This window comes from Agrobacterium sp., from assembly GCF_059499945.1.
Window position 1 is genome coordinate 284,786 of the sequence record NZ_JCABZP010000016.1, and the last position, 19,573, is coordinate 304,358.

Below are 19,573 nucleotides of genomic sequence, written 5' to 3' on the forward strand. Positions count from 1 at the left end.
ATACTTGCGCCATAGCCTGTCTAACCTTTTGATAAAAGGCAATAAAATGGCATTTTCAACTCAAGTTTCCTTTTCGGTTCCACAGCGCGTCATTCACTGGGCGATGGCGCTTCTGATCTTCTTCAACCTGTTGTTTCCCGATGGTATGGAACATGCCTATCGGCTGATGCGGCGGGGCGAGACACTGACGCCGGAGCAGATTTCTTCAGCCAATATCCACGCCTATGTCGGTTTTGCCGTGCTGTTTCTTGCGGTTCTGCGCCTCTGTCTGCGCTTCTTCCAAGGCGTGCCGCCGCATCCCGCCGAAGAACCGCGACCGTTTCAGATCGCCGCGAAGGTTGCGCATTTCACCTTCTATGCCCTGTTCATCGTCCTGCCCCTGTCCGGTATCGCTGCTTATTATTTCGGTGCTCAGCCGGCCGGACAGTTGCATTCCGGTCCCTTCAAGGCGCTGATGTGGGTGTTGATCGCCGGTCACATTGGCGCCGTTCTGGTTCACCAGTTCTACTGGCGCACCAATGTCCTGAAACGCATGACGCACGGCTAAGCGGCGGTTTGTCGCGTTCCCGGTTCCTTGGAAAAAGAGGAAGGTGGCCCTTGTCGCATGGTGCGGCCGGGGTTCAGGAATGCAGGATATCGAAGACATATTGCCGGGCGCAGACTGGCGGGATCGCTATCAGGGAGAGATGGTGGCGCCGGAGCCGTCCTCTCTCGATGCGAGCAGGCTCCTTCTCGATCATCCTCCGGCGTGGATCAGCAGCCTTATGGCGCTTCGAAACCGTGTCGTATCGCTTTTCGGTTTAAGAACGGTCGAACTGGCGGCTGGCACGTCGGCGGGCGGTTTTCCCGTTCTTTCTTCCACCCAGGAGCGGACAGTGCTTGGCTTCGACGACCGCCATCTCGATTTCCGGATCGTTGTCGATCTTGAAGAAAAGGGGAACGGCCAGATGGTGATTGTCACCACCATCGTCAGGCGCAAGAACCTGTTTGGGCGGCTCTATCTTCTTGTCGTCGAGCCGTTTCACCGCCGCATCGTACCAGCGACGATGCGGCCCTTCTGCTCCAATGTCCGGCCCGTCAGCATCGGGCGTGAGCGGGTCAGTCAACCCGCGTGAGGGTGAAACCCTGGGCGCGCAGAAGTTCGATAACGCCTTCCTCGCCGGGCAGATGCAGCGCGCCGACGGCCATGAAAACATTGCCCGTGGCAAGCTCGGGGGCTGCCCGTTCCGCCATGACGTGGTTGCGGTCGGTAATGATGCGCTGTTCAAAGGCGGCGTAGCCCTGTTTGTTTTCAGCCGCGGCCTTCTTGGGATCGAGGCTTTTCAGCATCGGCATGGTCATGCCGATATCGCCGGCGACGTAAAGATCGGTCATGGTCGTCATCACGTCATCCATACGCTCACCGAGTTCCAGCGTCTCGATCAGCGCCTGAAGATGAAATTCCATCGGCAGTTCGGACATGGCCGTCAGCTGCTCGACCATGGTCTCCAGCCCGACAAGGCGTTTGCCGTCCGCAATCGCATCTTCGGCCAGCTTCTTGTCCAGAAAGGAAAGGCCGGTCGCCTTGCGGGCGAATTCGCAGGCGGGAAGGGCGACGAAGCTCGAAAGCATCCACGGCTTCATCCGCGAAACGGCATTCAGCGGGATGCCGCGTTCCTTGAGGCCTTTTTCGAGGCGGGCGACATTATCGGGCGACAGAATGTCGGTGATCGATTTGCCATCCAGAAACATGGTGAGCTCAGGCTTGCTCAGCAGCGAAGTCGCGACCTTCTTGTCGTCAACGATTTCGTCCGATTCCACGATGACAATCGCGGCTTTTTCAAAGGCGGGGCTGGCGGCGGCCGGCATTTCCAGAACACGCGGATCGGTGACATGCATGGTACCGAGAAGATAGGACGGCGCCGTGCCTGCCTTTTCGATACGCCAGAAATTACCCTTGCCGTTCGGGATCGCGGCCGCTTCCTGTTCGATCTTTGCGAAGCCTTCAGGATCGGTCTTGCGCATTTCCACGAGAATGTCATTGCCCGTGCACGTGATCTGCTGCTGCTCTGCGGCTTCCGCTTGCCCCAGCGAAAACAGGGTCATGAGCAGGATTGCAACGGCTGTGACATGCAGGGCCGCAAGCAGCCAGAGCAGGGCATCGCCGGTCTTGCCCATCAGGGTGGCGGTGAGATTTTGTGGTCTTATCAGGCTGTGCATCGGTCCAATCCGGTTGTCCTTCGCTTATAGAACGGCGGCTTGGACGTCTGGTTAATGATTATGGTTAACCATTTCCTGCTTCATGCGCGCGGGTGGGCATTGTCGTAGATTTCCAGCAATCTTGCGGTATCGACACCGGTATAGACCTGTGTGGTGGAAAGGCTGGCGTGGCCGAGCAGTTCCTGAATGGTGCGCAAATCCCCACCGCCGGCCAGAAGATGGGTGGCGAAGGAATGGCGCAGCGCATGTGGCGTGGCGTTCTCCGGCAGGCCGAAAGCGCCGCGCAGCTTCTGCATTTCCCGCTGGATGATGGCGGGTTGCAGCTTGCCGCCGCGTGCGCCAAGGAAGAGGGGCTCATTCGCCGACAGGGTATAGGGGCAGAGCTTCTTGTAGGCGTCGACCGCTTCCGTCACCACCGCCAGCAGGGGCACGATCCGCGTCTTGTTGCCCTTGCCGGTAATGCGCAGGCTGCGGGCACCGGGTGGGAAATCAGATGGCGTAAGACCCAGCGCCTCGGAAATGCGCAGGCCGCAGCCATAAAGCAGTGAGAGGACTGCCGCGTTGCGGGCGGCGATCCAGGGCTCTTCGTTCAATTGCGCCTCGGCAGTGGTGATTTTCAGCGCCTGCCGGTCGGTCAGCGGTTTCGGCAGGGATTTCGGCTGTTTTGGCGCGCGCATGGCAGTCGCGCCAGCCGCGTTGACGAGGCCATTTTTCTGCAGGTGGTGCAGCAGGGAGCGCAAGCCGGCCAGATGCCGGCCGAGCGATCGCGCGCCCGCACCCTCCTTGCGCCTGTTGGCCAGAAAGGCGCGAAGGTCCACCGGACGCAGATCGGCTATGTCGCTTATAGCCGCGGGCTTGCCGATGTAACCGGTGAGGAAAGTCAGGAACTGGCGGGTGTCGCGCTCATAGGCTTCGACGGTATTGTCCGAAAGCCGTCGTTCGCCGGCAAGGGCGGTGAGCCAGGACTGACGCTCGTTCAGGAGATCAGGTTCAGCAAATGTCAGGATTTCGGTCACGTGGCGCTCCATTCCATGTCCCGAAACTATGCGCTTATGATCAGCATTTGGTTAAGAGGTGGACTTTGCAAGGCGTGCCCACTACATCCGGGCGGTTTCCTTTTTCCTGTCGCCGGGGCATGGTCGCCACATCATGGCAAAAGATTCGTCCGATCTGTTTGGGGCTCTGTTCGACCCGCCGTCGCCCACGCGCACGGTGCCCGTTCTTGTGCCCATGCCGGCGCCCGGGCCCTACAGCTACGCCGTGCCTGAAGATATGGTGGTGGAAACCGGTTCCGTCGTTCAGGTGCCGCTTGGTCCCCGGCAAGTCTTCGGTGTGGTGTGGGACGATGCCGGCGAAAAGGGTGTCGATCCGAAGAAGCTGCGGCCCATCACCAAGAGTTTTGAATGCCCGCCGCTGAAGGCGGAGATGCGCCGCTTCATCGATTGGGTTGCCGCCTACACGCTTTCTCCGCCCGGTCTTGTGGCACGTATGGCGCTGCGTGCGCCCGCCGCTTTCGATCCCGAACCGATGATCGAGGGGCTGCGGCTGACCGAAGGCAGGCCGGAGCGCCTTACCCCCGCCCGCGAGCGGGCGATGGAGCTGGCAGCCGAAGGGCACGGATGGACGAAGAGCGGGCTTGCCCATGCCGCCGGCGTCTCGACCAGTGTCATCGATGGTCTTGTGAAACAGGGCGTGTTCGAGACGGTTTTTCTGCCGGCGCCGCCTGTCGTCGCCGAGCCCGACCCTGATTATGTGGAGCCGCGCCTGGAAGGCCCGCAGAAACAGGCCGCTTCGGAGATACTTGAAGATGTGCGCAAGGGTGGTTTTCACGTCTCGCTCATCGATGGCGTGACCGGTTCAGGCAAGACCGAGGTCTATTTCGAGGCGGTGGCCGAGACGCTGAAGCAAGGCAAGCAGGTTCTTATCCTGTTGCCGGAAATTGCTCTGACGGCAGCCTTTCTCGAGCGTTTTCAGGACCGCTTCGGCGCAAAACCGGCGGAATGGCATTCGGACCTGTCACCGCGCATGCGTGAAAAGGTCTGGCGGCAGGCCGTCACTGGTGAAGTGAAGGTGGTGGCCGGTGCGCGTTCGGCGCTTTTCCTGCCTTTCGACAATCTCGGTCTCATCATTGTCGATGAAGAGCACGACCCGGCCTACAAGCAGGAAGACCGCGTCTTTTATAATGCACGCGATATGGCCGTCGTCAGGGCGCGGATCGCCGAGTTCCCGGTCGTGCTGGTCTCGGCCACGCCTTCGGTGGAAAGTCAGGTCAACGGCAGTTCGGGACGTTATAACACCATTCACCTGCATACGCGTTTCGGCGATGCGGCGATGCCGGACCTGCATCTTGTCGATATGCGCCGCCATCCGCCGGAAAGGGGAGGGTTTCTCTCACCCGTCCTGCTGCGTGGTATCGGCAAGACGATCGAAAAGGGCGAGCAGGCGTTGCTGTTCCTCAATCGCCGTGGTTATGCGCCGCTGACGCTCTGCCGCGTCTGCGGCCACCGTTTCCAGTGCCCGCAATGTTCCAGCTGGCTGGTGGAGCACCGCTTCCGCAATCAATTGCAGTGCCACCAGTGCGGCCATAGCGAGCCGACGCCCGATCATTGCCCGGAATGCGGCACCTTCGATCATCTGGTGGCCTGCGGTCCCGGCGTGGAGCGCATTGCCGAGGAGGTGGAGAAACATTTCCCCGAGGCTCGCACAATCGTGCTCTCGTCCGATCTCATGGGCGTCAAGAGGTTGCGTCTGGAGCTGGAGGCCATCGTCAAGGGCGAGGCGGATATTGTCATCGGCACGCAGCTCGTCGCCAAGGGGCACAACTTTCCCCTTATGACGCTCGTCGGCATTGTCGACGCCGATCTTGGCCTTGCCAATGGCGATCCGCGTGCGGCGGAGCGAACCTTCCAGCTGCTTTCACAGGTCACCGGCCGCGCCGGACGTACGGGTTTGAAAAGCCACGGCCTGTTGCAGACCTATCAACCGCAGCATCCCGTCATGCAGGCCATCGTTTCTGGCGATGCCTCGGCCTTCTACGAACGGGAGATCGTGGAGCGGGAAAAGGCTGTTCTGCCGCCGTTCGGGCGCCTTGCCTCGATCATCGTTTCCGCCGATACGCGCGGGGAAGCGGAAACCCATGCACGTGGCTTGAGGGCCGCGGCCCCCCAGGTTACCGGCATCATGCTGCTCGGCCCGGCGGAAGCGCCGCTCGCGCTCATCCGCGGCCGCCACCGTTTCCGCCTCCTGGTGCACGGGCGGCGCAATTCCGACATGCAGTCTTTTCTTCGTACATTGCTGGCCAATGGTCCGAAGGAGCGGGGCAGCGTGCATGTGCAGCTCGATATCGATCCGCAAAGTTTCCTTTGAACTTCGCCGACGAGGCGTTTTCCCGCTGTCATGACCGTGTCATAACGCAGCAGGCAATCAAAATGATTTGGGGAACGAGATGGAGTTTTATTTTCCCGCCGAGTTCGGCGAGCAGCTGGCCTTTGGCGCGGCGGTAGTATCGGCCGTGATGGGCCTTTTTTTCATGTTTGCGCCGGGCATTACGCTGCGTGCCTTCGGTCTGCAGCCGGCCGGTGAGCGCAGGGACGGTTATGCGCTCGTGCGTTCGTCGCTCGCGGGGTTCTATCTCGGTCTGGGTGCCGCCGCCCTGCTTCTGGCGCAGCCCATGGTCTATCTCGCCTTTGGTGCGGCATTCGGCCTCAGCGTGTTCGGCGGCATTCTCTCCATACTGTCAGATGGTGGCGCAACCATGCGGAATTTCTTACTTCTGGTTGTACACTTTCTGCTGTCCGCACTCGCGTTGAGCTACGTCTTCGGGCTGGTCTGAGGCGGGCTTTTTGGCTTTTGTGCCGCACCAGAGCCGCATCCTGAGCGAAATCGGAAAATTTAAACGCATTCCCCCTTGCCCAAACGGCGCTTTCCGCTATTACGCGTGTTGCGAGTCCCGGCGTCCTATGCTAGACGGACCGCGAAATTGGGAAAAGGCAGGGGGGAATTCCGGTCTTTTTCGGGGAAATTGAAACGATTTCAAGAATTTGATGCGGTGGAGCCCCATCGCTGATGGTCTTGGACGATTAGCAGGGAAAAAGTGCCCGTGGCAGAGACCTCCCAGGGAACATCCGGTGTAGCGGAAAGGTATGCGTCGTCGCTTTTCGAGCTTGCTTTGGAAGCGGGTGCGGTCGAAGCGGTTCAGGCCGAACTGGACAAGTTTGGCGCACTTCTCGACGAAAGCGACGATTTGAAGCGTCTGGTTGCGAGCCCGGTGTTTTCCGCCGAGGATCAGTTCAAGGCAATCACCGCGATCTGCGAAAAGGCCGGTATCTCCGGTCTCGCTCTGAATTTCCTCAAGGTTGTTGCGAATAACCGCCGTCTCTTTGCCGTTCCCGGCATGATCCGCGCCTACCGCACCATCGCTGCCGCCCACCGCGGCGAAATCACCGCCGAGGTTACCTCGGCACATGCGCTCGACGAGGCGCAGGAAACTGAACTGAAAGCGGCGCTGAAGAGCGTTACCGGCAAGGATGTGACGATTTCCGTTACCGTCGACCCGTCGATCCTCGGCGGCCTGATCGTCAAGGTCGGCTCTCGCCAGATCGATACGTCTCTTCGCACCAAACTTTCCACCCTTAAGCTTGCACTGAAAGAGGTTGGCTGATGGATATCCGCGCCGCGGAAATTTCCGCAATTCTGAAAGATCAAATCAAAAATTTCGGCAACGAGGCGGAAGTCTCCGAAGTCGGTCAGGTGCTGTCCGTCGGTGACGGTATCGCCCGCGTCTATGGCCTCGACAATGTTCAGGCCGGCGAAATGGTCGAGTTTCCCGGCGGCATTCGCGGCATGGCGCTCAACCTCGAAGCCGACAATGTCGGTGTGGTTATCTTCGGTTCGGACCGTGACATCAAGGAAGGCGACACCGTAAAGCGGACTGGCGCTATCGTTGACGTTCCCGTCGGCCCGGAACTGCTCGGCCGCGTCGTTGACGCGCTCGGTAACCCGATCGACGGCAAGGGCCCGATCAATGCCGCCAAGCGTTCGCGCGTGGACGTCAAGGCTCCCGGCATCATTCCGCGCAAGTCGGTCCATGAGCCGATGTCGACCGGCCTCAAGGCTATCGACGCGCTCATCCCGGTTGGCCGCGGCCAGCGCGAGCTCGTCATCGGCGACCGCCAGACCGGCAAGACTGCGATCATTCTCGACACGATCCTGAACCAGAAGGCCATTCACGACAATGGTCCTGACGGCGACAAGCTTTATTGCGTCTACGTTGCTATCGGTCAGAAGCGTTCGACTGTTGCCCAGTTCGTGAAGGTTCTGGAAGAGCGCGGCGCACTGCAGTATTCGATCATCGTTGCTGCGACCGCTTCCGATCCGGCTCCGATGCAGTACCTTGCTCCGTTTGCCGGTTGCGCCATGGGCGAGTACTTCCGTGACAACGGCAAGCACGCTCTCATCGGTTACGACGACCTTTCCAAGCAGGCTGTTGCCTATCGTCAGATGTCGCTTCTGCTGCGTCGTCCTCCGGGCCGCGAAGCTTATCCGGGCGACGTTTTCTACCTTCACTCCCGTCTTCTCGAGCGCGCTGCAAAGCTCTCCGACGAAATGGGCGCAGGTTCGCTGACGGCTCTGCCTGTTATCGAAACCCAGGGTAACGACGTTTCGGCCTTCATTCCGACCAACGTGATCTCGATCACCGACGGCCAGATCTTCCTTGAAACCGACCTGTTCTATCAGGGCATTCGTCCGGCCGTTAACGTCGGTCTGTCGGTTTCGCGCGTTGGCTCCGCCGCCCAGATCAAGGCGATGAAGCAGGTTGCCGGCTCGATCAAGGGTGAACTTGCCCAGTATCGCGAAATGGCCGCCTTCGCCCAGTTCGGTTCGGACCTCGACGCTTCCACGCAGCGCCTGCTCAACCGCGGCGCCCGCCTGACCGAGCTTCTGAAGCAGCCGCAGTTCTCTCCGCTCAAGACGGAAGAACAGGTTGCGGTGATCTTCGCCGGCGTCAACGGTTACCTCGACAAGGTTCCGGTCGCGCAGGTCGGCAAGTTCGAGCAGGGTCTGCTCTCCTACCTCCGGTCGGAAGGCAAGGCGATCCTCGACACCATCCGCACGGAAAAGGCTATCAGCGACGATACCAAGGGCAAGCTTAAGGGCGCTCTTGATAGCTTCGCCAAGTCTTTCTCGTAATCAGGGCTCTTTTACTCGGACGGATAACGGATGCCTTCACTAAAGGATCTGAAAAACCGCATTGCCTCCGTAAAGGCGACGCAGAAGATTACCAAGGCGATGAAAATGGTCGCCGCGGCGAAGCTTCGGCGCGCCCAGGAAGCTGCGGAGGCCGCCCGGCCTTATTCTCAGCGCATGAGCGCCGTTCTTGCCAACATCGCCAAGGCGGTCGAGGCGGACGTTGCTCCGGCGCTGATGACCGGCACCGGCAAGGACGACGTGCACCTGCTCGTCGTCTGCACGGCTGAACGTGGTCTTTGCGGCGGTTTCAACTCGCAAATCGCCCGTTTTGCCCGCGATCACGCCCGCAAGCTGATTTCGGAAGGCAAGACGGTCAAGATCATCACGGTCGGCAAGAAGGGTTACGACAGCCTTCGCCGCGAATTTGCAGCCAACATCATCGAGCGCATCGAACTGCGCGAAGTGAAGAAGGTCGGTTTTGAAAACGCCGACCAGATCGCCAAGAAGGTGATCTCGCTCTTCAACGCGGGTGAGTTCGATGTCTGCACGCTGATCTATTCGGAATTCAAGTCCGTCATCAGCCAGATCCCGACCGGCCTGCAGCTTATTCCCGCCGCAACGCCTGTTGTGGAAGAGGATGCCGCGACGCAGAGCGCCGTCTACGAATATGAGCCGGATGCGGCTTCTATTCTGGAAGACCTTATTCCGCGCAACATTTCGGTTCAGGTTTTCCGGGCTCTGCTCGAAAACGTTGCCGGTGAAATGGGCGCCAAGATGAGCGCGATGGACAATGCAACGCGCAATGCCGGTGAGATGATCAACAAGCTGACGCTTTCCTACAACCGTCAGCGTCAGGCTCAGATCACCAAGGAACTCATTGAAATCATTTCGGGCGCGGAAGCGCTCTGAGGTAAGGAAAGAGGGTAAGGATAATGGCTAAGGCAGCTACCCCCAAGAAAACCGCAGCGGTGAACGGCGCGGGCAAGGTTACCCAGGTTATCGGCGCTGTTGTCGACGTGGCGTTCGAAGGCGAACTGCCTCCGATCCTGAACGCGCTCGAAACCGAGAACAACGGCAACCGCCTCGTTCTGGAAGTCGCGCAGCATCTCGGCGAAAACGTCGTCCGCACGATCGCCATGGACTCGACCGAAGGTCTCGTCCGCGGTCAGCCGGTCAGCAACACGGGCGCTCCGATCGAGGTTCCGGTCGGTCCGGAAACGCTCGGCCGCATCATGAACGTCATCGGCGAGCCGGTTGACGAAGCAGGCCCGATCGTTACGGCCAAGAAGCGCGCCATCCACCAGGATGCGCCGTCTTACGTCGAGCAGTCGACCGAAGCACAGATCCTCGTCACCGGCATCAAGGTCGTCGACCTTCTGGCTCCTTACGCCAAGGGCGGCAAGATCGGCCTGTTCGGCGGCGCCGGCGTTGGCAAGACGGTTCTCATCATGGAACTGATCAACAACGTCGCCAAGGCGCACGGCGGTTACTCGGTATTCGCCGGCGTGGGTGAGCGTACCCGCGAAGGTAACGACCTCTACCACGAAATGATCGAGTCCAACGTCAACAAGCTTGGCGGCGGTGAAGGTTCCAAGGCTGCGCTCGTTTACGGCCAGATGAACGAACCGCCGGGTGCCCGCGCCCGCGTCGCTCTGACCGGTCTGACGATCGCTGAAAACTTCCGTGACGAAGGCCAGGACGTTCTGTTCTTCGTGGACAACATCTTCCGCTTCACGCAGGCTGGTTCGGAAGTGTCGGCTCTGCTCGGCCGTATTCCTTCGGCCGTGGGCTATCAGCCGACGCTCGCCACGGACATGGGCCAGATGCAGGAACGCATCACCACCACGAACAAGGGTTCGATCACCTCGGTTCAGGCGATTTACGTTCCCGCCGACGACTTGACCGACCCGGCTCCGGCCACCTCGTTCGCGCACCTTGACGCAACGACGGTTCTGTCGCGTTCGATCGCTGAAAAGGGTATTTACCCGGCTGTTGACCCGCTCGACTCCACCTCGCGTATGCTCGACCCGATGATTGTCGGTGAAGAACACTACGAGGTTGCCCGTAAGGTTCAGTCGACCCTGCAGCGCTACAAGTCTCTTCAGGATATCATCGCCATCCTCGGCATGGACGAACTTTCGGAAGAAGACAAGCTGACGGTTGCCCGCGCCCGCAAGATCGAGCGCTTCCTGTCGCAGCCGTTCTTCGTCGCTGAAGTCTTCACCGGCTCGCCGGGCAAGCTCGTCGCGCTCGAAGACACGATCAAGGGCTTCAAGGGCCTGGTCAACGGCGAATACGACAACCTGCCGGAAGCTGCCTTCTACATGGTCGGTTCGATGGAAGAAGCCATCGAAAAGGCGAAGAAGCTGGCTGCCGAGGCTGCCTGATCATGAATTGGCGGGCGCGTGGTTCTACCGCGCGCCTTGCCGACAATGGTGGCGAAACCGGAACGGCTTTGCCTACGTTGGAAAAGACAAGTCCGTGACGCCCGCGTAATTGAAAAGAAGTGAATAGCCATGGCTGACAGTTTCAAATTCGATCTCGTTTCCCCGGAGCGTCTGCTCGTTTCCGAAACGGTTACGGAAGTCGTCATCCCGGCTACGCTGGGTGAAATGACCGTTCTGGCCAATCACGCGCCGACGATGACCACGATCAAGCCGGGTCTGGTAACGGTGAAGTTCGCTTCCGGTGAGACCCATAAATACGTGGTTTTCGGTGGTTTTGCCGATATTCTGCCGACCGGCTGCACGCTTCTCGCCGAATCCGCAGTTTCGGCCGATGACATGTCTCCCGACACGCTGCAGAAGCGTATCGATGCGGCCAAGGCCGAAATCGAAGAGGGCAATCATCACCACGAGCATCTGACCAAGCTTGAAAAGCACCTTTACGAACTGACGAACCTGCATGAGGTTCTCGTCGCTGCTTGAAAGCACCGGGCGGGTTCGAAAGAATGACTGCCCACAAAAAATTCAAAACAGAAAGCGGCCGTTTCGGTCGCTTTTTTGTTTTGGGCTAGTGTCTGCCACTTTATCCAAGCGAAAAATTCCCGTTTCCGCGCATGAGCCCGTCCGTCAGCTCGGCTCGGGCTTCGGAATGTTGCTAGCGAATTACGCCGGCGATTCACGGGCAGACAATGGGTAAAGCAGGGATAGTAAAGCGCCTTCAATAGATGCACTCGGAAACCGATTCCGATTTTCGTGGCTATAGGTTAAATGTGGTGGCCGGAAGAAGTGCTGCTTTGGGATCCTTAGCGAGACGAGGCAGATTTTCGTCATGGAGGAGTGATCAGCGTGTCGGCAGAGGCAAGTTACCGAAGGGTCGCAAGAACCGCTCTGCGGGAAGGGGCCATAGTCGAGGGCGAGCGGGCGGTGCCCGAGGAGGTGCCGGTTGCCTTTTCTTATGGCGGCAGCACCCATGCCGTGATGATGGCCAGCCCCGCCGATCTTGTCGATTTCGCAATCGGTTTCAGTCTCACGGAGGGCATCATATCCACCAGGGCGGAAATCCGTTCCATTGAAGTGATTGAGGCCGGGCAGGGTTTCGATGTTCAGGTGGATTTGCAGGATGCCAACGCCGATGCGCTGAGGGCAAGACGACGGCATATGGCGGGCCCGGTCGGATGCGGTCTTTGTGGCATCGAATCCATTGAACAGGCAGTCCGCGTGGTACCGGATCTGAGCGGCGCGGAAGTCTCCGTTGATGGCAATGACATCGTTGCGGCGGTGAAAGCGCTGAACGGGGCGCAAAGCCTCAACCGCGAAACGAGGGCAGTGCACGGCGCGGGTTTTTACAATCCTCAAGGAGGGCTGCTTGCCGCCCGAGAAGATGTCGGCCGCCATAATGCACTCGACAAGCTCGCAGGTGCGGTTATCAACGCGAACCTATCTCCCGATGCGGGCATTGTGGTGGTCACGAGCCGCCTGTCGGTGGAAATGGTCCAGAAGACGGCCATCCTTGGCTGCCCCATTCTGGCAGCGATCTCCGCGCCCACCGCGCTCGCCATTGAAACGGCTGAGAGCTCGGGTATCACGCTTGTGGCGCTGGTGCGGGGTGAGGATTTTGAAATCTTCACCCGGGCGGATCGTATCATTCTATAACGTTGAGGCCGCCGTTTCCCGGCGACCTTCCGGCTTCTGAACGGGCCTAGAATTCCGCCCATTCCGCTGCTGCGTTTCCGTGAGACCTTGGCGCGGCGGCATATCGAGGCTGCGGCGCGGGAAGTCTGGTGACGACGGCAGGCTTTTTGTCCGCCGGGCGGGCGGGTGATGCTGATGCTTCGTGTGATATTCTGAACTGCCGCAGCAACTCGTGCAGATTTTCCGCCTCGGTGGCGAGGCCGTGGCTGGCGGCAGTGGTTTCCTCCACCATGGCGGCGTTTTTCTGGGTGGCCTGATCCATGACGTTGACGGCCTGATTGATTTCCCGCAGACCATTCGCCTGTTCGCGCGAAGCTTCAACGATGGCCGAGACATTGGTGTCGATCTCGCTCATCTGTGACTGGATATCCCGCAGGGCGCCGCCGGTTCTGCCAACCAGATCCACGCCATTGGCGACCTGCTCGCGAGAGGTGTTGATGAGGGATTTGATTTCCTTGGCCGCAACGGCGGACCGTTGGGCGAGTTCCCGGACCTCCTGTGCCACAACGGCGAAACCCTTGCCCGCTTCCCCGGCCCGGGCAGCTTCGACGCCCGCATTCAGGGCCAGAAGATTGGTCTGGAAAGCAATGTCGTCAATGACGCCGATGATGTTGGTGATTTCACCCGAGGACCGAGAAATCGCGTCCATGGCGGAAATTGCCTGCTGGACGATGTCGCCGGAATGTTCGGCATGTTCTCTCGTTCGCAGCACCAGTTTGCCGGCCTCGCCGGCGCGCTGGCTGGCATCGGACACGGTGGTGGTGATTTCCTCCAGTGCGGCTGCGGTTTCTTCCAGCGAGGCCGCCTGCTGTTCGGTGCGTTGCGAGAGTTGATCGGCGGCTATGCGGATTTCGCCTGAGCCGGAGGCGATTGTCGAGGCATTGTGGGCAATGGTCTGCATGGTGGTCTGCAGCTTGGCGACGACCTCGTTGAAGTCCGCACGCAGCTTTTCCATGCTGGGCACGAAGCTGTTGTCGAGGCGCTGCACAAGATCACCCTCGGCCAGTGCCCGCAGGGCATCGGCAAGCACGCTGATGGCGCTCATGCGCGGCGTGACGTCCGTGGCGAATTTCACCACTTTCACCACCTTGCCGGCTTCGTCCAGCACCGGATTATAGGCGGCCTGGATCCATATTTCCTTGCCGTTCTTTCCATAGCGAACAAATTCATCCGAGATGAATTCCCCCGCCGCCAGTCGCGGCCAGAAATTGCCATAGGCAGGCGAGGCGGCATAGGCCGGATCGCAGAACATACGGTGGTGCCTGCCCTCGATTTCCTTGACGTCGTAATTCACCGTGGCGCAGAAATTCGGATTGGCGGTGATGATGGTGCCATCGGGCAAAAACTCGATGGTTGCCTGGGAACGGGAGAGCGCCTCCAGCTTGCCGGCATCGTCTACAGCCTTGATCTTCTTGGCGGTGATGTCGGTGGCGATCTTCACGACCTTATAGGGTTTGCCCGAACGGAAAACCGGGTTGTAAGAGGCCTCGATCCAGATAACGGAGCCGTCCTTGCGGATACGGCGATATTCCTTGGCCTGGAACTCGCCACGGGCGAGAGAGGCCCAGAATTCCTGATAGGCCCGCGATGCGGCGAGTTCGCCGTCGCAGAAGATGCGATGATGCTTGCCGACGATCTCGGCGAGATCATAACCCAGCGCCGCGCAGAAATTCTTATTTGCAGTGAGAATGTTACCTTTGAGATCGAATTCTATGACCGCCTGTGATCTCGATATGGCGTCGAGCATATTTTTGTTATCTGCGCTTTTTCCTAACCCCAGCATTCCACGTCCCCCAAAATCAGCCCACGGCGCGGCGAGCCGCACAGGACATGCGGTCCACGTCGTATCATGTTGAATAACGAACAGGTTTTGCCGCCGAAGGCAGCAATGCAGGCACTTTTGTCTCTTCGCCTTGGTCAGGTATCGGCCCGCGTGATAGTCGTGCCGGCGCGATAATGATCTATGGCTTTTAATATTAGATATCTATAATATTAAAATGTTCTTATTTAATAAAACAGCGAAAAGGAAAAACAAAACCGCCGGGCGGGTGCTCCGGCGGTCTGGATTGATTGATAGTTTTCGTCTGGCAAGGCCAGCGGAAAAGGCCTGATTAGGCGGCGAGGTCTTCCGCTTCGGTTCCCTTGAACATTTTTGCGAGGTTCAGGAAGCAGATCATGCCGTGTTCGTTGGCAATGATGCCTTCCGAATACGACTTGTCGAAGGAGGCCGAGATCTCCGGAACCGGCTGAACCTGGTTTGCCGGGATCGTCAGAATGTCAGAAACGCGATCGACCAGCATGCCGATGACCATGTTGTGCACTTCCGCCACCACGATGGCGCTTCTCTCATTGGCGACGGTGCTTTTCATGCCGAGCTTGTGGGCCAGATCGATGATCGGGATGACAGAGCCGCGCAGGTTCATGACGCCGATAACGTCTTTCGGCGCGTGGGGAATAGGCGTCGAAGGCGCCCAGCCGCGAATTTCGCGGATGGTCGTCGTCTTCACGCAGAATTCCTGATCATGCAGGCGGAACGCGATGATTTCGAGCGTCTCACCGCCAAAATTGGTAGAGTTAATCATTGCCATCAGAATTCTTCCCAATGCTCGCTGTGGAGGCCGGCGCAAGTGCACCGACACTTGCATATGCGGATTTGGCGTTCTGCCTGGTGCCTGAACAGCCGGAAAACAATATTTCCGTCTTCAATGGAAGATTCGTAGCATGAGATGGTTTCGCAAACCTAAATGCGAAGCGGCTCTGGAGTGTTTTCGCTTTTCTTCGAATTGCGAAAATACTCTCTTTGATTTTACGCATTGTCCGGACGTAAAACCGCTACGCACTTTTACTGGAAATACTAATATTCCTTCTCGTAAAATATGCCGGCTGCGCCTTCGCCATCGCCGCCCGCTTCCCCGCGCAATTTCACGCCCCGCCCGACATCGAGGTTGATGATGGCTTTTGCGCCGGACTCGCCGCTTTGCTGCAGTTCGAGATAGGTTCTTTCGTTCAGATATTTACCGGCGGAAACGCGGGCCTGCCCCTCGGAGTCGGTCGAAATATCGAGATCGTCGACGCCGAGATTGCTTCTGAGCTTGTCGAACAGCGAGGTGGAGCGTCCGCCTGCCAGCTGGGCGGCGGCATCGGCGAGCCTCGCGATCTGCAGAGCCGAGAGTTTCGACATGGACTGGCCGAAGATCAACTGTGCCATCACCTCGTCCTGCGGCAGGGCGGGCGCCGAGGAGAAAGCAAAGGTCGGATCGTTGGCAGTGCCGGAAACGGACACGGTGATAGTCGTTGAGCCGACCGTCGAGTCCGCCTTCATATCGAGGACCGGAACGAGGCCGCCACCAAAACTGATATTGCCTGTCGTGAAATCGAGGCGGCGAGTGAGGATTTCGAGCCGGCCACGGCGCATTTCAAAGCCACCGGAAATGACGGGAACGGCTGCCGTGCCACGGATCGTCAGATTACCCGTGAGTTCCGCATCGATGCCGCGGCCGCGCACGAAGATACCGCTTGGTGCATTCACCTGCAGATCGAGATTGATGGTGGACGAGCTGCCGCTTCCGCCTTGGTCAGCCCCGAGCGCTTTGGCCTGCGCGCGCACCTTTGGTGGGGCGTTCTTGTGCTTGACATCGATCTCCGTCAGCGAGGCCGGAAGCTTTTCCGGAATGGTGATGGCGCTTCTGTCCAGCGTCAGATTGCCACCCAGCACGGGGGAATTCAGCAGCGGGCCTTTCAGCGTCAGCGTGCCGCTTACCACCGTCGTCACCAGCGTGCCGTCATTATAACCGGCGCGATTAAGCGTGATCGATATATCGGCGGGGAAACCCGAACCGCCTGATATGCCGACGCTGCCGGTTCCCGAGATCGTTCCACCGCCCGCCAGCTTGCCCATCAATCGGGAAATGACGGCGCGGTCGCGGTCGAAGGTGATGGTGGCGCCGAGATCGTTGATGGTCAGGTTCCTGCGCACGTCGGTCAGGCGCGTACCATATGTGGTGATGCTGCCGGTCACGATAGGCGCGGAAGCGCTGCCGGAAATCTTCACATCGATGGCGGCGGTGCCATCCACATCGAGACCCTGCGCTGCGGTTTGCGCCGCGACGGCGGAGAAGGGCAGCCTGCCGGAAAATGCCATGGAAAGCGGACGATTGCCGGCGATGCCGAGCGAGCCGCCGCCGGAAAGCGACATGCCGCCCTGGCCGGACACATTGGTGTCGATCTGCAAGGTGCCGCCGGCAAAACGGCCATTCGCCTTGATGCCGAGGGCGGCGAGCCCCGCCACGCGTGTCTGCGCAATCTCGGCATTTGTCCAGTTCAGATTGTAATCGACTGCCGGATTCGACGCAGCACCCTTGGCGCTCACCGTGCCGGAGATACTGCCTGCCGCATCCAGCCCGGTGGCGAAGGCATTTGCGAGACTGGCGGGCAGCGAACGGATATCGGCATTGATGTCGAGCGTCGACCCGGCGCTGCCGTTGACCTCAACGCGCCCTTCACCCGTGATGATGGTCAGATCTGAGATGCGGGCCGTGCCGTTCTGGATGGCGATGGTGCTTGGTTTTTCAAGTCGTACTGCAATGCCCTTGGGGGCGGCGGAAAAAGCATCGACGCGCACCGTCATCGGCGATCCGCCGGTCTCAGCGCTGCCCTTTACCACCAGCGGCGCGTTGTCGTAACGGCCGTTGACTTCAAACTGCGTCGTTGTGCCGGAATGTCCGATGGTGGCATTCAGGCCTGATATCGCGGCGGCGCCGGCATTGACGCTATCGGCGCTGACCTTGCCATTGATGGCGAGAGCCTGAAGGTCATCGATGGAAATATCGGCGGCGAGCTTGGAGATCGTTGTTGTGCCCTGGCGGATGCTGCCGCCATTGGCCTTTATCGTCGCGGCGATCCGGCCATTGGCGTTGCTCAGGGCGATGTCGCCGGCGATATCGCCATCCGCCTGCTGCGCGGCGAGTGCGGCGAGCAGCGCAAGGTCGGGGAAATTGAAGGAAAGACTGCCCGATGGCAGGAACTGCTGCGAGAATTGCAGCTGCCCATTCAGGATATTCCGGCCCACCGCCACGTGCAGCTCGGGCATCGCCGTGCCGTTTTCGGTCTGCACTACATCGGCATTGGCGTCGATCTTCTGCCGGTCGAGACTGCCGCTGGCGGTGATTTTTGCCTGAGGCGCAGCCGGGTCGGCCTTGCCTGTTGCATTGACCTTCAGCGCTTCCAGCGTTCGCCCGGCAAGGATGGCGCTTTCGGAACTCAGGGTGACGTTGAAATCCGGTGCGGCAAGCGCGCCGCTGGCCTCGATTGCAAAATCGGCGACGCCCTTTGCCTGCGGCGTCAGTTTCTCGAGCGCCGGAAATTTACCCGTCAAGCTGGCGCTCAATGCCTCGTTTTCGAGGCTGACATTGCCCGTGGCTTCGATCGTTCCCGATTTGACGATAAGGTTTTCAACGCTGGTGCGTCCACCGATCGTCAGGTCGATATCGCCCTGGAGGGCGATAGTCGTATCGAACTTTTCCGCGAGCGCCGGTGGAAGGGTAGCGGGCAGTGCGAAGAGCTGAATGCCGGAGGTGAGGCGATTGCCGGCGAGATCGAAACTGCCGTTCAGCGTGCCGCCGACACTGGCGCTTTCCAGCGTCGCGCCGTCGAAACCGATGGCGGAAGAGGTGAGGCGGAGCGGGGCCTTGATGGTGAGTGGCGCACGCACCAGCCGGTCGATATCCGGGCTGACGAAGGACGATTGCGCCACGGACAGGACCGTCGCGATCGTGCCACTGCGGTTGGCGACGTTGAGATCGGCGCTTTCGGCCGTCAGCTTGACATCGTCAAGCCGGCCTTGCGGCAGGGAAAGGCTGCGCAGCGATACGGTCGTGTTGAGATGCGCGGCCTCCGCTCCACCCTTGAGGGAAAGATCGAGGCCGTTGATGAGAGCCTGAACCTCGCCATTCTCCAGCGGCCAGCGAAAATCCACGGGGCCGGCGGTGCCGATGAGATTGGCGGCAAGATCATTTTCACCGTTCGGATCGACGGAGCCTGATGCCGTCAGCAGCAACGTGCCGGTCTCCAGCGTGCTGCTACCGATTTCGATGCGGCCCTGCGGCGAAAGGGTTGCATTTGCATCGAGCTTCGTCTCGCCGGCAAAAAGCTGGCGGAAGGCCGGGGGCAGAATCAGGTCCGGCTGGCCACCGCCCGTAATTTCGATACGGCGTGTGCCATCATCGCCAAGAAGGTGGCGACCGGTCACATTGACGACGGGGTTACCGGCGACATTGCCGCGCAGGGTGCCCGTCCAGTCTGAAAGCGGGCCTTCACCATTGAGGTCTATCGCCACCGCAGGTGTGCCGGGAAGCGAAAGCAGCGTGGCGAGAAGCCCGCCCTCGGGCTCCTTCATCTCCGCTTTCAGCTTCAGGACGTTCTCATTCGGAAGGAAAGCAACGTCGGCGTTAACCTCCGCATCCGGCGCATTCAGCCGGTGGGCCGTGAGCGACAGCCTGATGTCGTCCCGGGCGGCCTTGAGGCTGCCTTCAGCGGTCAGGTCGAAAGGGCGGCCGAGAAGTGATTGCCCAAGGCTGATATCGGGAAAGCTGAAATTGTCGACGGCGACTTCGATCGGCAGCGAGGAATTGCTGGAGCTCTTGGTCGGCGTCTGCTCTGACGCAAGCGGTTTACGCTCGACATCGATCGATCCGGCCGAGACGCGGTCGGCGTGGAAGGTACCGGCAAGCAACGAAAGCGGCGACCAGTCGACGGCGATCTGGTTCACGCGGGCATAGGGGCCCTGCCGGTCTGAAAGGGTGACATTGTCAAGCCGCAGGCGACCGGTCAAAAGGCCGCTCGGGGGAGAAATCTCGATCACCTGATCGGGCGTGGAAACGAGTGATGAAATCTGCGTTGCGGCGATCCTTGCGCCCATCGGCGTAAGACCGACGAACAGAACCGCGAGCAGCACCAACACCACGCCGAACAAAGCAGCGTAGCCCAGCCATTTCAGCAATCGAATCAACATTTTCATAAAGGGTAATCTACACTCTGTTGCAAGGGTGTTC

The 19,573-nt window shown here is 59.7% G+C and carries 15 protein-coding genes; 10 read left to right on the forward strand and 5 right to left on the reverse strand.

Annotated features, from left to right (window positions below):
- Window positions 1-46: 46 nt before the first annotated feature.
- The gene (locus AC5I5B_RS20665; RefSeq protein ID WP_111834660.1) at window positions 47-547 is read left to right on the forward strand and encodes a cytochrome b; all 501 of its coding nucleotides are present in this window, start codon (window positions 47-49) and stop codon (window positions 545-547) included.
- Between the two features lie 79 nt (window positions 548-626).
- Entirely contained in the window at window positions 627-1,115 is a 489-nt protein-coding gene (locus tag AC5I5B_RS20670) for a DUF2867 domain-containing protein (RefSeq protein ID WP_111834661.1), read from the forward strand.
- Here the strand turns inward: AC5I5B_RS20670 and AC5I5B_RS20675 are convergent.
- Both AC5I5B_RS20675 and AC5I5B_RS20680 read right to left on the reverse strand, forming a co-directional pair.
- Window positions 1,099-2,199 (reverse strand): TraB/GumN family protein, encoded by a 1,101-nt coding sequence (locus AC5I5B_RS20675; protein ID WP_111834662.1) that lies wholly within the window; start codon window positions 2,197-2,199, stop codon window positions 1,099-1,101. The genes AC5I5B_RS20670 and AC5I5B_RS20675 overlap by 17 nt on opposite strands.
- Window positions 2,200-2,279: 80 nt before the next feature.
- Window positions 2,280-3,227, reverse strand: a complete 948-nt coding sequence (locus AC5I5B_RS20680; RefSeq protein ID WP_111834663.1) for a tyrosine recombinase XerC — start codon at window positions 3,225-3,227, stop codon at window positions 2,280-2,282.
- Between the two features lie 121 nt (window positions 3,228-3,348).
- On the opposite strand from AC5I5B_RS20680, the gene AC5I5B_RS20685 reads away from it, so the two are divergent.
- The 8 genes from AC5I5B_RS20685 to fdhD all read left to right on the forward strand — a co-directional run bounded on the left by AC5I5B_RS20685 (window position 3,349) and on the right by fdhD (window position 12,485).
- Window positions 3,349-5,565: a primosomal protein N' gene (locus AC5I5B_RS20685; protein ID WP_060727392.1), complete on the forward strand. Its 2,217-nt coding sequence runs from the start codon at window positions 3,349-3,351 to the stop codon at window positions 5,563-5,565.
- 79 nt (window positions 5,566-5,644) lie between these two features.
- Window positions 5,645-6,031 carry an AGROH133_08824 family phage infection protein gene (locus tag AC5I5B_RS20690; RefSeq protein ID WP_003504963.1) on the forward strand — a complete coding sequence of 129 codons (387 nt, stop codon included), beginning with the start codon at window positions 5,645-5,647 and terminating at the stop codon, window positions 6,029-6,031.
- A 261-nt stretch (window positions 6,032-6,292) separates the two neighbouring features.
- Window positions 6,293-6,859 (forward strand): F0F1 ATP synthase subunit delta, encoded by a 567-nt coding sequence (locus tag AC5I5B_RS20695; protein WP_026363766.1) that lies wholly within the window; start codon window positions 6,293-6,295, stop codon window positions 6,857-6,859.
- A complete protein-coding gene (atpA, locus tag AC5I5B_RS20700; RefSeq protein ID WP_004443771.1) occupies window positions 6,859-8,388 on the forward strand; it encodes a F0F1 ATP synthase subunit alpha in 1,530 nt (509 codons plus the stop codon). Before AC5I5B_RS20695 ends, atpA begins: the two co-directional genes overlap by 1 nt.
- Window positions 8,389-8,418: 30 nt before the next feature.
- Window positions 8,419-9,297 carry a F0F1 ATP synthase subunit gamma gene (locus AC5I5B_RS20705; protein WP_003504958.1) on the forward strand — a complete coding sequence of 293 codons (879 nt, stop codon included), beginning with the start codon at window positions 8,419-8,421 and terminating at the stop codon, window positions 9,295-9,297.
- Window positions 9,298-9,320: 23 nt separating this feature from the next.
- On the forward strand, window positions 9,321-10,775 hold the full coding sequence (gene atpD / locus AC5I5B_RS20710) for a F0F1 ATP synthase subunit beta (RefSeq protein ID WP_003504956.1): 1,455 nt from the start codon (window positions 9,321-9,323) through the stop codon (window positions 10,773-10,775).
- Window positions 10,776-10,904: 129 nt separating this feature from the next.
- On the forward strand, window positions 10,905-11,315 hold the full coding sequence (locus AC5I5B_RS20715; protein ID WP_003492358.1) for a F0F1 ATP synthase subunit epsilon: 411 nt from the start codon (window positions 10,905-10,907) through the stop codon (window positions 11,313-11,315).
- A 354-nt stretch (window positions 11,316-11,669) separates the two neighbouring features.
- The gene (gene fdhD / locus AC5I5B_RS20720; RefSeq protein WP_080868362.1) at window positions 11,670-12,485 is read left to right on the forward strand and encodes a formate dehydrogenase accessory sulfurtransferase FdhD; all 816 of its coding nucleotides are present in this window, start codon (window positions 11,670-11,672) and stop codon (window positions 12,483-12,485) included.
- A gap of 46 nt (window positions 12,486-12,531) precedes the next feature.
- On the opposite strand, the gene AC5I5B_RS20725 is transcribed toward fdhD, so the two are convergent.
- From AC5I5B_RS20725 to AC5I5B_RS20735, 3 genes are all read right to left on the reverse strand, one after another.
- Window positions 12,532-14,307 (reverse strand): methyl-accepting chemotaxis protein, encoded by a 1,776-nt coding sequence (locus AC5I5B_RS20725; protein ID WP_035212813.1) that lies wholly within the window; start codon window positions 14,305-14,307, stop codon window positions 12,532-12,534.
- A gap of 328 nt (window positions 14,308-14,635) precedes the next feature.
- Window positions 14,636-15,112 (reverse strand): chemotaxis protein CheW, encoded by a 477-nt coding sequence (locus AC5I5B_RS20730; protein WP_003504949.1) that lies wholly within the window; start codon window positions 15,110-15,112, stop codon window positions 14,636-14,638.
- Between the two features lie 266 nt (window positions 15,113-15,378).
- Window positions 15,379-19,539 carry a translocation/assembly module TamB domain-containing protein gene (locus tag AC5I5B_RS20735; RefSeq protein WP_495752789.1) on the reverse strand — a complete coding sequence of 1,387 codons (4,161 nt, stop codon included), beginning with the start codon at window positions 19,537-19,539 and terminating at the stop codon, window positions 15,379-15,381.
- Between the last annotated feature and the right edge of the window lie 34 nt (window positions 19,540-19,573).